At 62.1% G+C, this 12486-nt stretch carries 10 protein-coding genes, 3 pseudogenes and 1 riboswitch; of the genes and pseudogenes, 9 read left to right on the forward strand and 4 right to left on the reverse strand.

Going from position 1 to position 12486, the window contains the following annotated elements; all coding sequences use genetic code 11:
- Positions 1-94: 94 nt before the first annotated feature.
- A complete protein-coding gene (locus RCH15_RS18640) occupies positions 95-475 on the reverse strand; it encodes a RidA family protein (RefSeq protein WP_326962145.1) in 381 nt (126 codons plus the stop codon).
- A 209-nt stretch (positions 476-684) separates the two neighbouring features.
- Between RCH15_RS18640 and RCH15_RS18645 the strand changes: the two genes are divergently transcribed.
- The gene (locus tag RCH15_RS18645; RefSeq protein WP_326962146.1) at positions 685-1143 is read left to right on the forward strand and encodes a VOC family protein; all 459 of its coding nucleotides are present in this window, start codon (positions 685-687) and stop codon (positions 1141-1143) included.
- Positions 1144-1305: 162 nt separating this feature from the next.
- On the opposite strand, the pseudogene RCH15_RS19170 reads toward RCH15_RS18645, so the two are convergent.
- Together RCH15_RS19170 and RCH15_RS18650 are read right to left on the reverse strand one after the other, a co-directional pair.
- Positions 1306-1454 (reverse strand): annotated as a pseudogene (locus tag RCH15_RS19170) (IS110 family transposase); the annotation flags it as partial.
- A 147-nt stretch (positions 1455-1601) separates the two neighbouring features.
- Positions 1602-1970, reverse strand: coding sequence for a hypothetical protein (locus tag RCH15_RS18650; protein WP_326962147.1), 369 nt, complete (start codon positions 1968-1970; stop codon positions 1602-1604).
- A gap of 369 nt (positions 1971-2339) precedes the next feature.
- Positions 2340-2442, forward strand: a riboswitch (TPP riboswitch).
- On the opposite strand from RCH15_RS18650, the gene thiM reads away from it, so the two are divergent.
- The 4 genes from thiM to RCH15_RS18670 all read left to right on the forward strand — a co-directional run bounded on the left by thiM (position 2425) and on the right by RCH15_RS18670 (position 6077).
- Positions 2425-3267 (forward strand): hydroxyethylthiazole kinase, encoded by an 843-nt coding sequence (gene thiM, locus RCH15_RS18655; RefSeq protein ID WP_326962148.1) that lies wholly within the window; start codon positions 2425-2427, stop codon positions 3265-3267. It overlaps the preceding riboswitch by 18 nt.
- Complete coding sequence (thiE, locus tag RCH15_RS18660) at positions 3264-3971, forward strand: thiamine phosphate synthase (RefSeq protein WP_409017510.1); 708 nt, start codon at positions 3264-3266, stop codon at positions 3969-3971. The genes thiM and thiE overlap by 4 nt, the downstream gene beginning before the upstream one ends.
- A complete protein-coding gene (thiD, locus tag RCH15_RS18665; RefSeq protein WP_326962150.1) occupies positions 3959-4930 on the forward strand; it encodes a bifunctional hydroxymethylpyrimidine kinase/phosphomethylpyrimidine kinase in 972 nt (323 codons plus the stop codon). Before thiE ends, thiD begins: the two co-directional genes overlap by 13 nt.
- Before the next feature lie 391 nt (positions 4931-5321).
- Positions 5322-6077 (forward strand): EAL domain-containing protein, encoded by a 756-nt coding sequence (locus RCH15_RS18670; protein ID WP_326962151.1) that lies wholly within the window; start codon positions 5322-5324, stop codon positions 6075-6077.
- A gap of 820 nt (positions 6078-6897) precedes the next feature.
- On the opposite strand, the gene RCH15_RS18675 is transcribed toward RCH15_RS18670, so the two are convergent.
- Positions 6898-7104 (reverse strand): hypothetical protein, encoded by a 207-nt coding sequence (locus tag RCH15_RS18675; RefSeq protein WP_326962152.1) that lies wholly within the window; start codon positions 7102-7104, stop codon positions 6898-6900.
- A 583-nt stretch (positions 7105-7687) separates the two neighbouring features.
- Here RCH15_RS18675 and RCH15_RS18680 point away from each other — a divergent pair.
- The 4 genes and pseudogenes from RCH15_RS18680 to RCH15_RS18695 all read left to right on the forward strand — a co-directional run.
- Positions 7688-8956 (forward strand): amidohydrolase, encoded by a 1269-nt coding sequence (locus RCH15_RS18680; protein ID WP_326962153.1) that lies wholly within the window; start codon positions 7688-7690, stop codon positions 8954-8956.
- A 444-nt stretch (positions 8957-9400) separates the two neighbouring features.
- A pseudogene (locus tag RCH15_RS18685) lies at positions 9401-10479 on the forward strand (IS110 family transposase).
- A gap of 150 nt (positions 10480-10629) precedes the next feature.
- Entirely contained in the window at positions 10630-11130 is a 501-nt protein-coding gene (locus tag RCH15_RS18690; RefSeq protein ID WP_326962154.1) for a hypothetical protein, read from the forward strand.
- 636 nt (positions 11131-11766) lie between these two features.
- Positions 11767-12177: pseudogene (locus RCH15_RS18695) on the forward strand (transposase); the annotation flags it as partial.
- Between the last annotated feature and the right edge of the window lie 309 nt (positions 12178-12486).

Genomic DNA, 12486 nt, shown 5'->3' on the forward strand with positions numbered 1-12486 from the left:
AATGTGACCGTGGTAAGCCATATTTTCCCCCAGAACGGGGCATTTCGTGTTTAAAACGCCGGACCCGATCCAAGGATCATCGGTGGATCAAGGCTTAGCTGACGAAGGCTGTCATGCGGATCGAAACGAGAATTCCCGGCATGTCGACGCCGAGCTTGGCAACGTAGCGTGTCGGAGGGTCCTTGGGAAACCACCGTATGTACTCCTCATTCAAACCCGCGAAGTCCGAAGAGCCACTAAGCAGCACGCCGACCTCGACAACGCTCCCCAAACCCGCACCCGCTGCTTCCAAGATGGCCTCGCAGTTGGCAAGAGCCTGGCGCGTCTGATCCTGAATGCTGTCGCCCGCGAGTTGGCCGTTGCTCGGATCGATGCCAACAATCCCCGAGACAAACACGAACGGCCCCGCCTTGACGCCCTGGCTAAAGAGCGGCGAACTCGGAGCCTTGGCCGACCTAATGATCTCCCTAGTCATGACGGAGCCCTTCCCTAGCCCAATGGATGCTGCAAGCAGAATCACAGTCATACCTGAATAGCGCAACCCTTCGTGCTCCCTCATATGCACGGGAGCTGCCCTGCTCCGAATCTCTGCTGGTTCTCGGGCTGAATGGGAACTGGCGATTGGCCATGCCTGAAGGGTCCCAGAACAATCCAAGGCGCCTGCCTGTATGTAGCATGCGAAGCATGACGATCAAACTAGAAAACGTCGGGATTGCTGTCCGCGACATCGACGCGACGATCGCGTTCTTCACTGACTTGGGCCTCGAGCTTGTCGGCCGGGACACTATCAGCGGTGAGTGGGCCGATACCGCCGTAGGCCTCGATGGTAACCACGCCAAAATTGCCGTGCTCAAAACACCGGACGGCCACGGTCAGCTCGAGCTCTTCGAGTACCTTCACCCCAACGCAATCGAGACAAACCCCACCCTCCCTAATGAGATTGGCATGCACCGCGTCGCGTTCTCCGTGGATGACATCGACGCAGCACTAGAGGTAGCTTCGCGGCACGGCTGCCATCCGCTTCGCGGCGTGGCAACATATCGGGACATCTACAAGCTCACGTACCTGCGCGGCCCGAGCGGCATTCTGGTGATGCTGGCTGAGGATCTGACGAGGAACCGACGATCGTTCGATGAAGGATAAGTTGTCACCAGGCCCCGATCGGGCGTTGCGCCGACTCACCATGGCTGAAGTGAAGCGGTCCCGGGCTGGGTTGTCCGCAACCGCTTGCCTTCGGGTGCCGGTGTATCTGGCGGGGTGGTCAGCGTGTCAAAGACGACGGCGCGTTTAGACTCATAGGCGCCTAGTGAAGCCGGCGAACCGGTGCCAGTCACCGATCTCGACGGCGAGACCGAACGCGCTCAGGGGCGAGATCCCGCGCAGGCACTCCAGAGACCGGACCACGGACGTATATTCGCGCTGTTAGTCATCGCTGTCATGGCCTCGTCCTGCCGGATGGTCGACGACGCCGGGGGGGCTGGGAACTCATGCTGCCTGCCTGGCCGCACCGCATCCGAGATAGCACCGGACATCCCGCCGCCGGTCCGATTTGGTCAGTGCTGACGGCTCCCGGGGTCCGCGCGAGGACCAGGACGCCGCTGTCATGGCGGGCCAGGACGCCGCGGCCGGCGCCGTCGGGGACTACTGGACCCTGTGACGGCAATCGGCCCTTCATCGCCGACAGTCCGGATGATGACAGCTGCCAGAACCAGGATGATGCCGAGAACAATGAGAATCCAGGTTGGAATTGCCGCCGCGGCGATGGACTGGTTGCAGGCGGCTTCGGCGCCGACGCCGCCAAGGGAGTCATAGTAGGCCGCTGTGAAGTTGTCCGCCCGGAAGACGCTTCCGCACATATTGCCGACCTTCTGGGACCCGAGAAAGATGCCGGCACCGGCTGCCAAGGGTCCGAAGACGAAAAGCCAGGTCCAAACGCGGCGTGTGAGTGAGATGTTGTGATTCCCGGACATGGTTTCCCCACTGAATTTCTCCCGAATAATGCTGGGGGAAGCATATCGGCGCGGACGGTCCGGCGCCGCACACAGAAGGTCGTACGCCATCAACAAGAATCTGCCGGCGAGTCCAACAGCGGCCGGGAGGACAGCATTGAGGAGGCCATGTTTACACTCAGGCCGTGTTTACACTCAGGCCAGGACGTGCACATCAACCTTGCAAACCAAGGCGCCTCCTTGAGCTGCGCGTCCGGCCCGTAGCGATCTGCGGGGAGGGAGACTCACAAGATCGGGGAGTAGTTGTTGCTCGGTAGTCCCTTTCAGGAAGCATTGTGGGGTCTGCGGGCGCCCGTTTCTCTGCACCGGGCACGGAAAGGTTAGGGTGGGGGTAGTGACACGGGGTGCTGTCCGCCTACGGAGCAGCTGAGAATCCACACCCGTTGAACCTGATCTAGTTCGAACTAGCGAAGGGATGTCGCGAATGGCTATTCGCTATACATCGGCTGACTGTGCTCAGCTGCTTAAAGAATTGAGGGTCCAGAGCCCTCTGGTTCAGTGTCTCACCAATGCCGTGGTCAGCAACTTCACGGCGAATGTCCTGCTGGCGATCGGAGCGGCGCCGGCGATGGTGGACATTCCCTCCGAATCTGGGGAGTTCGCCTCCGTGGCCTCCGCGGTCCTGATCAATCTGGGGACTCCCCGGGAAGAACAGCGGGCCGCGATGGTCGAAGCCGCACAGGCTGCCGATGCTGCCGCAACCCCCTGGGTACTGGATCCGGTGGCCATCGGAGCCCTGTCCGTCCGTACCTCCTTGGCTCATCAGCTTGTTGGACTTCGCCCGCGAATCATCCGCGGCAACGCTTCGGAGATTTTGGCTTTGGCTGGAGCGGGGGCCGGGGGTCGGGGAGTGGATTCGACGGAGGATTCCTTGGCGGCCCTGGGAGCTGCGAAACGTCTGGCTGCTTCCTCTTCCTCAACGGTGGCGGTGTCTGGCGCCGTGGACTTGATCGTGGGGCCCGACGGGGAGGCGGTGGGCGTGGCGAACGGGCACCCCCTCCTGACCAGGGTGACCGGTGGTGGGTGTGCTTTGGGCGCGGTGATGGCCGCCTTCGCTGCTTTGACCGACGATCCGCTGCTGGCGGCGACGGCGGCCACCGGTGTTTATACCGTGGCAGCGGAGCAGGCGGCGGTGCGGGCCCAAGGCCCGGGAAGTTTTGCTCTGGAGTTTGTGGATCGGTTGTCGGGAATCACTTCCGATGACGTTGTCGCGGGACTGAACCTCCGCCGCGCCGTCGCGGCGGATGGCATTCGATGACGCGCCCGGGCGCCGGAACAAGTTCCGGACAGCACTGGGCGCCGACATTTAAGCCTCAACTACGGCGATACCTGCCCGTGTACCTAGTGACTGATACGCGCCAATGCGGCCCGCGGACGGTGCCTGCTGTTGTGGCATCAGCGGTGGCGGGGGGCGCGACTCTTGTGCAGGTGCGCGACAAGGAAAGCTCTTCCCGGGAGCTGCTGCATCTGCTGATGGCCGTTGCCGAATCAGTTGGCAACCGCGTCCCCGTGCTGATTAATGACCGCATAGACATATTCCTGGCCGCTCGGGCGGCAGGAGCACAAGTGGCCGGAGTCCATGTCGGCCAGTCCGACCTTCCCGCCGAGCTCATCCGCACCCTCGTGGGTCCGGAAGCTATCGTCGGATTGAGCGCGGCAACCGATTTGGAGATCCGGACGGCCCACGAGCTATCTGCTGGGACCGTGGACTATTTGGGAGTCGGCGCCGTCCACGCCACCGCCACGAAGGCCGATCATCCCCGACCGGTGGGGATCGAGGGCTTCGGCGCCCTGATCGCTTCAAGCACTCTCCCGTGCGTGGCGATCGGCGGGATCACCTTAACTGATGTACGCCCACTGCGTGACGCCGGCGCTGCCGGCGTCGCCGTCGTCTCCGCGGTCTGCGCATCCGATGATCCCCGAGCCGCATCCGGGCTGCTGAAGGAGCAATGGTGTCTCTAGAGAGTTCAATTCCGCGCGTCCTCAGCATCGCCGGAACAGATCCGACGGGGGGTGCCGGTATTCAGGCTGACCTGAAAAGTGTGGCCGCAATGGGCGGGTACGGGATGGCGGTAGTCACGTCGCTGGTGGCACAGAACACCCGCGGCGTCCGCTCCATGCATACACCGCCCGCACAATTTCTCAGCGAACAGCTCAACGCCGTCAGTGATGACGTGACAATCGATGCGGTGAAGATCGGCATGCTCGGAGATGCCGCAACGATCGCAGTCGTCCGGGACTGGCTCCGCCGTGTGCGGCCCCCACATGTGGTTCTGGATCCCGTCATGGTCGCCACCAGTGGAGACAGGCTCCTGGCCGCCGACGCCGAAGCCGCGCTTAGAGAGTTCGTGGGGGAAGTGGGCCTGGTGACCCCTAACCTTCCCGAGCTCGCAGTCCTCGTCGACGAACCAGTCGCCTGTAACTGGGCGACGGCAATCGAGCAGGCCAGAAAATTGTCCCTGGCCTGCGGGATCGTGGTGCTCGTCAAGGGCGGCCATCTGAGCGGCGAATCCAGTCCCGACGCACTCGTTGATGCCACCGGCCAGCTACTTGGTACCGACGGGGGAGTCGTGGAGTTCGTGTCCCCCCGGGTGGCCACGAAGAATACGCACGGGACCGGGTGTTCGCTGTCTTCCGCCGTCGCTACGGTCATGGCACGCACTGGTGATTGGACCGTTGCTGTTTCCCAGGCGAAAGACTGGCTGCAGGACGCCCTGAACCATGCTGATGAATTGCAAGTCGGCCAAGGCAACGGGCCGATCCACCACTTCCATCGACTCTGGACCGCAACAGAGGCAACACCGGGTGTCTCGCCGCAGCCACCATCACGACACCACCGGAAAGAAACGGTCCACGCATTCGAGTCTTTCGTCCCGAAGGGGGCTTCTACCTGGAGCGAACCCAATCGAGCGAAAGAATAGGCCCGGAATGCCGCTGCACGTGGTTGATGGGTTCGATTGGGAAAGACGTGGGCCTTCGCAAAAAGCTAGGTACGAAGCACCACAAACCCCGCTAGTGCCATAAGAGCAGAGCGACGCCACAGGCGACACTCACGGCGACCAGTATTGGAGCAGCTACGAGGAAGGCTGAACCGAGTCGGGAGGCACTGGAGCCGTGACCCCGCAGAGAGGTCGCCCAAAGGGCCGGGACCGTGAAGATCAGGATCGAGTGCCCCCAACAGCGCAGTGACGCCTCTGGACGGCTGAAAATGACAAGAGGGTTTGGGCGCGGGCATTCAACCCGGATTGGCCGAGATATTGGCCGCAACCGTCGTACCATACGGTGGACGTAACCCGAGAGAGGACTCCACACATGGCATGCGACGGCTGCACGACATCTTCACAACTCGACTTCGATTTCAGCATGGCCTTTCAACCGATCTATGACGCCGTTGCCGATCGCGTATGGGGCTACGAGGCGCTGGTCAGAGGATTGTCGGGCGAGGGTGCTTTTGACGTCCTGTCAAAGGTCTCACCGGAACAGAAGTACCGCTTCGATCAAGACTGCCGCATCAAAGCAATCGAACTGGCATCGCGCCTGTATCCTGCGGGCGAGGATCTAAAGCTGTCCATCAACTTCATGCCGAACGCGGTCTACGAACCGGCAGCATGCCTTCGTGCAACCCTGCTTGCAGCCGGGCGATGCAGCTTTCCGACGTCGTCAATCATGTTCGAGTTCACGGAGAACGAGGAGGTCGCGGATACCGCCCACCTTCTGAATATCATTACCGAATATCGCAAGCACGGTTTTACCACCGCCATCGACGACTTTGGCGCCGGCCATGCGGGCCTGGGGCTATTAGTAGACTTCCAGCCAGACCTGATCAAGATCGACATGAAGCTGATCAGGGGGATCGACACCAGCCCTGCCCGTCAGGCCGTTGTTGCTGGCATCGTCGGCATAACCAGAGAGCTCGACATCACGGTGCTCGCAGAAGGCATCGAGACAGAAGCGGAGTTCCTGGTTCTGCAGAAAACCGGCATCCGCCTGTTCCAAGGATATTGGTTTGCGAGGCCGGAATTCGAGGCGCTTCCGCGGGTACATGCCGACGTCACCGCTGCCGCTTAGCGTTCAGCGGATTCCTCCGGTGGAGTACGTGAGCAAGAACCGGGCGCCTCCAGGGATTTGGCCCTTGTCTCGGGCTTCCAAACTCCGATGTGGAATCGGGGAACAGGAGCTCGTCTAGGATCCTGGGAGGCGCAAGATGACAGGGGCAACGTTGATGACCCATAGGACTATTCCAGCGGCGATCAACACCAATAACAGGCCCACGCCAAGCAGGATCAGGGGCGCGTTTTCACGGGTCCAAAAGCGGTGTTTTGGTGACATCGATGACACCTCACTGTCAGGTTCCGAGCGGGCGGATTTACTGATCCCGCCGCTGGGCGTGGTGTTCGCGCGGTTTCGGGCCTGCTGGACTCCGCCAATAGCAGCCTGTCCGTGAGGCGCTGAGCAAGTTGGGGCTTTACGTCGTGGCGCCCGTCCTACAGGGAAAGCCATCGCAGCGAACCACCGACACTCCGGTACGTTGTGTCCGCCGCGGTATCCGCGGCTGCACCAGTTCAAACTATGCTGGGCTCGCCGACTGTGTCCTCCATTGGGATTGCCTGTGGAACCGCTGTGCAAACGGTTCGAGTAGGCACGCCAGCGGGGAGAGCGCGATTTCGCGTCACCTCGCACACCCGGATGTGAAGGGTGCTGTCAAGGGATATCCGGCGCGGATGCGGAAAATCGGACCCCTGGCGTAGTTGAATAGGTCGCCAATATATGTTCAGGTCATGAAAGGCGGGCATTCGAACTTCGCGGCTTGCAGGGTCCCCGGTATCAGCCGGAAAACAAGAAGCCGTTGGCTGAACGGCGCCATGGCCCGCGATGGTGCATCCGGCTTTCAGACATTGTGAAGTTCCTCCAGCGTCCAAGCCAGAACGAGCACGTCTGAACCTGAGAGGGTCATCAGTCCGTAAATGAAGGCGTCCAGGTCCCACGCCTCGGCACGTCCGCCGTTGGCCCAGAAGCCGAGCGAGAGATCCAGCAGAGTGAAGTTTCCGTCGTCCAGGCCGTTCCTGGCGGCCCGGCGCAGAACGTTGACGTCCATTGACTTCCTCCCGTACCGGGCATCTCTCCCGATACCGCGAGCACTTACGACGGCGAAAGTTGGCTCAGCCGAGCGGCCTGATCCTGGCTTCGCGATGCTTGTGCTCAAGCTTTTCCACTGAATCCCGACGGCGCTGGCCTACCGCGCGTACCCGTTGAGGGGACGTTTGCCGGGATGACCTCCAAGCGGGGCTGGTACGAGTTCTTCCAGACCGCCGGGAGAAGAGCGCCATGACAGCGCTTCACGTTCTCGCTTACGTCTGCATAGTCCCACTGTGAGGCGCTCGCCACTAGGGCAGATCGTCCTCCTGCCGGGGCTGACGCCGGGGCAGTTCTCCTTCCGGCGGCGGTGCATCGCACCTCTGGGGGATCAGGTCGGGACACGGTGACCCTCCAGCGCGGATTTTGGTCAACCTGAGAGCATCGAAACCCTGTCCGTGAACTGCTCGATGTTGGAGGCCGACTCGCTCTTCCGGTGGCGGCCGAATTCGTTACCCGTCCTGGAAATCGTTAGCATCTGAATTGGCAGTGCGGGTGGACTTTCCGGCGTCCGACAGCGCCGGCTGATCAGGAACGAGGCATGTGTGCGATCTCAAAATTCAGACCACGGAGATTTGGAAGACATCTATCGGGAACTTCACCGTCACCCGGAATTGTCGTTCCAGGAGCACAACACCGCTGCCTTGGCAGAGAGGGAACTCCGCCGGTTAGGGTTTGACGTCGTTGTTGGCGTTGGCGGTACCGGTGTTGTCGGCGTCCTGATGAACGGCGATGGACCCACGGTGATGCTGCGCGCTGATATGGACGCCCTCCCGGTGAATGAACTGACCGGGCTCGATTATGCAAGCCTGGTGCGGGGAGTCGATCAGGAGGGGCACGACGTTCCAGTGATGCATGCGTGCGGCCATGACATGCACACCACGTGTTTGATTGGGGCAGCGAGACGGCTAGCGGGCGAAAGTGACACATGGACCGGGACACTGGAGGTCTTGTTTCAGCCAGCCGAGGAACTCGGTGCAGGCGCAGCGGCGATGTTGAGCGAGGGATTGTTTGACCGAATCCAGCGCCCTGATATTGTCCTCGGCCAGCACGTCTCGCCTCTTCCTGCCGGCGTTGTTGCCCTCCAGCCGGGACCGGCGTTTGCTGCGTCCGATGGCATCCGAATCACCCTTTACGGGCGCGGCGGGCACGGATCCCGACCAGAAACCACTGTCGATCCCGTCGTCATGGCCGCGTCCACCATCCTCCGGCTGCAAACAATCGCGTCCCGGGAAATTGCCGCCACTGACACCCTTGTGCTGACCATCGGATCGGTCCACGCGGGAACGAAAAACAACATCATTCCGGACTCTGCGGAGATCCTCGTCAGCTTGCGGTCCTTCGACCCCGCAGTTCGGGATCGTGCCATCGCGGCGATCCGGCGGATTGTCCACGGCGAATCCGTGAGCGCGGGGGCACCCCGGGAAGCGACCGTCGATATCTACGAGAGTTTCCCCAGCGTTTACAACGATCCCATTGCCGCCGAGCGAACAGGTTCAGCCCTCGCCGGTGTCTTCGGTGAGCAGAATGTGTGGGAACCCGGGCCGGTCACTGGAAGTGAGGATGTTGGAATGCTGGCCCTGGCCGCCGGGGCGCCGTGCAGCTACTGGTTACTGGGAGGAAGCGACCCGGCTCTGTTCGCGGCTGCGGAATCGGTCCAAGACATGAGGAGGATCGTCGGTCAGCAACCCTCGAATCACTCTTCCCACTACGCGCCGGCAATTCAACCCACCCTCAGCGATGGCGTCGACGCCTTGGTCTTCGCCGCCCGCGAGTGGCTGACCCCGGTAAACGCCGAGGCCGCTCTGCCCTGAGGTAGCGGCTGCGTGTGAGGGGGTACGCCGTCCAGCACACGGGCAGGGGAGCGTGCGTGGTCCTTCATCCTGGCCCGGAAGAAACGTGGCCGGGATGAGTGCGCCCGCGTCGACACGCACCGGGCCAGGAAATCGTCCCCGACAAGGAGACGCACAGACGGTTGTGGTCCGACGCTCGCGTCGATGAAGCTGGTGCCGCTCCTTATGGTGTTGACGGATGGTTCCTTGGCCGTTGTAGGGTCGTGGCTACCCGGGGGAGGCGGGTATGGCTTTGTTGCTGTGGTCCGGACGATTCACGTCGTGACGGCTTCGAAGGATTGGCCGCCCGCACTCTCCGCAATGACCCGACCGCTGATCGAGAGACGCGACATGATCGCCGGATAGGGACACGACGGCGCGTTTATCTGCCGGGATTTCGACCGTACGACGGACTGGAGGTTTGTTTTGGCGAAATTGTGGGCCGGTATCGATGCCGGCAAAGCCCATCATCACTGTGTCGTGATCGACGCTGACGGAAACCGTCTGCTTTCGTAGAAAATCCCCAACGACGAACCCGCCCTGCTCGAACTCATCGCCACCGTCCTCAAACTCGGCGACGGAGACGAAGTCATCTGGGCCGCCGACCTGGACCGCGGCGGCCCGGCGCTGCTGATTGCCATCCTCGTCGCCCACGGCCAGAACATCCTCTACATCCACGCCCGGAGCGTCCACCACGCCTCCAAGCTCTACCGCAGCGAATGCAAAACAGACGCCAAAGACGCCGCCGTCATCGCCGACCAGGCCAGGATGCGCCGTGACCTGCAGTCCCTGCGGGCCGGGGACGAGATCAGCACGGGCTTGCGGATTGTCACCGCCCGGCGGGCCGACAAATCCGCGGACCGGGTCCGGGCGGTCAACCGCCTGCAGGCCCAGCTGCTCGAATACTTTCCCGCCCTGGAACGGGCCTTGGACTACAGCCGCTCCAAAGCCGCCCTGCTGCTGCTGACCAACACCGCACCCCGGACGAAATCCGCCGCACCGACCAGGCCGGGCTGCATGCCTGGCTGAAGAAACACGGCACCCGCTCCTCCGCCGCGGTCGCCCAGGCCGCCGTCGACGCCGCGAAATCCCAGCACGCCACCGAGATGCTCTTGAGAATGCCAGGGTTCGGACCCGTCCTCGCCGCCGAGTTCCTCTTCGCGACCGGCGGAGACCTCACCGTCTTCCAGTCCGCCGACCGGTTCGCCGGCGTCGCCGGGCTCGCCCCCGCACCCAGAGACTCGGGCAGGATCACTGGCAACCACCACCGCCCCCGCCGCTACGACCGCCGGCTTCTGCGCGTGTTCTACCTCTCCGGACTCTCGGCCCTGAAAAGCTGCCCCGCCTCCCGCGCCTACTTCGACCGCAAACGCGGTGAAGGCAAGACCCACATCCAAGCCATGCTCTCCGTGGCCCGGCGCCGCCTTAACGTCCTGTGGGCCATGCTCCGCGACGGCACCACCTACACCCCGGTCGCCGTGCAGTCCCCACTCATGGTCGCCTGAAGGGCGCGCGTGGGTCGATCCCAAATATACGAACATGGGCTGCAGTCCAATCCACCGAAGGTCGGTCATGCGGGCGCCGGATTCCAACCCCTACCGAAAAGTTGGACTGGACCTTAGTGTCATAGCAGTCAACATAGGGGGATATGCGCGATGGAAAAAGTAACTAGCCCAAACCAGATCGAGGCATCGCCGGCCTCTCGTACTGGCCCGATCCTGTCTATCGTGGCCGCCTTGGTCGGACCCCTGTGCGTTATCTTCTTGACCGGGTATTTGACGATCCAGCTGCAGCTATCACAGATCTTCGCTCCCCTTCTGGGTTTCAACGCCCGTCCGATCCCCGTAGCGGGCGAATGGTTGCCGTACGTAGTGCGGGCCGCATTCGTCCTACTCGCCGTGGCTGCGATCCTGGGATACCGTGCGGCAGCCCGCACCGGGGCGGCGCGGGTCGTGACTCTCGTTATCCTGATGGCGGCTGTATTCGCTGGCGCCAACACTCTTCAGCCGGTCCCAATGGATGTCGAGCCGCAGCCGATCGCACTGTTCAGTCTCATCAACGGCGCTACATCACCGTTCACCCTTGCACTCATCGGGGCAGTCATCGTCGACCTGATCACCTCTCGCCGCCGAACGAAAGCGCCGACTCCCAGATGATTCTTTCCCGCCAAGTCCTGTAGCCGACCGGAGCTCCCGCAGTTTCCGCCCACGTCGACGCTGGGTCGTCGCCGCGTTAGTCCTTTCGGTCCGCAGCAGCAGGGTAGCTCCTGTGCGGACGGTTAGGTTCCTCAGGAAAAAACAAAAAGGGCCTCGCTGTGCTCGGACAGCACAGGCATTCTTCTTTTCCTTTTTTGCTGCTGTCCGTTGAATCATACGTGCCCGCTCCACCGGCTCAACCGTCCTGCGGATGCCCGCGCACCGGATGCCTTGGGTCGGCGCTGCGACTATTTCCTCCCACAACCCCTCCGCTGCATGCCCTTCGGGTTGCCCCGGTTCCGTCGGGCACAGCTACGCGATGCTCCGCCAGCAGGCAAACAACATTGTGAGACTTACGGTGGCTGGTCTGGGACTAGCTGGCAGTGTTGATGCCGGTCGTTCTGTCTGGGGCGTCTCGAAAAAACAATTGCCCCGCCAGGGTGCATTTCCCCCGACTTGTCCGCGCTGGATGGAGCGGCCGGCGTTGACCTGTCCCACGTCGGTGGCCTAATTAGAAGCCTGCCCAACCTCTGAAGTTGTGGCTCATCACAGTATTGCCTCGAAGTGACACTTCCCAGGTCCGGTGCCGATGGTCGGCTGGAGATGGTCGGCGCCGGAGCTGTCACAGTCGCTGCTGTCCTGACAGCCTGGTCGCATCCAGTAAGGGTTCGCAGCGAAGCTGCCTTCGCCTCACTGGCAGGAGTGAATCCCTTGCCAGCCTCAAGCGGTAACACTGCCCGGCACAGGCTCAACCGGGGCGGTCATAGGCGCCTCAACCGAGCCTTGCACAGTATCACCATGACCCGGATGGCCCATGACCCCGGAACCCGGGACTACGTCACCAAACGCACCCAAGAAGGCCGCAGCTAACGCGAAATTCGCAGATCCCTCAAGCGCTACATCGCCCGAATCCTCTACCGCCAACTCAACGCCCTTTACGCCACCGCGGCACCGGCCCGGTCCCACGTCCCGGGGCAGACCCTTACCCGGAATAGGAGCACCGGTTGAGCATGCCGGGCTTCGGTCTGATTTACGGTTCAGCTGGTGTCCGGTACAGGATCCTTTGCCGGGCACTTCAAGACCTAGCTCCATTCGCGTGCATATGGAATAGTTCCGTCATAATTGGGGGGTTAAAAGTGATGATGCGCGTACGTTTGCAGGACATTGCATTAGCGACTCTTTTGGTGGCAATTCCGCTTACGGGCTGTGCGCCCCAGGACCAGTGTTAACGCCAACCGAAAATAGGGCCAGAAACGCCAACTGAAAATAGGGCCACCGACCATCATGGAAGGTGATCAATTTGGATGATTGGGCGGA

Source organism: Arthrobacter sp. MP_M4 (assembly GCF_035984855.1).
Lineage (GTDB): Bacteria > Actinomycetota > Actinomycetes > Actinomycetales > Micrococcaceae > Arthrobacter.

Coding starts and splice junctions, on each gene's coding strand:
- RCH15_RS18640 (WP_326962145.1), bottom strand. CDS start 475: ATGACTAGGGAGATCATTAGGTCGGCCAAGGCTCCGAGTTCGCCGCTC.
- thiM (WP_326962148.1), top strand. CDS start 2,425: ATGTCGCGAATGGCTATTCGCTATACATCGGCTGACTGTGCTCAGCTG.
- RCH15_RS18690 (WP_326962154.1), top strand. CDS start 10,630: ATGGAAAAAGTAACTAGCCCAAACCAGATCGAGGCATCGCCGGCCTCT.
- thiE (WP_409017510.1), top strand. CDS start 3,264: ATGACGCGCCCGGGCGCCGGAACAAGTTCCGGACAGCACTGGGCGCCG.
- RCH15_RS18650 (WP_326962147.1), bottom strand. CDS start 1,970: ATGTCCGGGAATCACAACATCTCACTCACACGCCGCGTTTGGACCTGG.
- thiD (WP_326962150.1), top strand. CDS start 3,959: ATGGTGTCTCTAGAGAGTTCAATTCCGCGCGTCCTCAGCATCGCCGGA.
- RCH15_RS18645 (WP_326962146.1), top strand. CDS start 685: ATGACGATCAAACTAGAAAACGTCGGGATTGCTGTCCGCGACATCGAC.
- RCH15_RS18670 (WP_326962151.1), top strand. CDS start 5,322: ATGGCATGCGACGGCTGCACGACATCTTCACAACTCGACTTCGATTTC.
- RCH15_RS18675 (WP_326962152.1), bottom strand. CDS start 7,104: ATGGACGTCAACGTTCTGCGCCGGGCCGCCAGGAACGGCCTGGACGAC.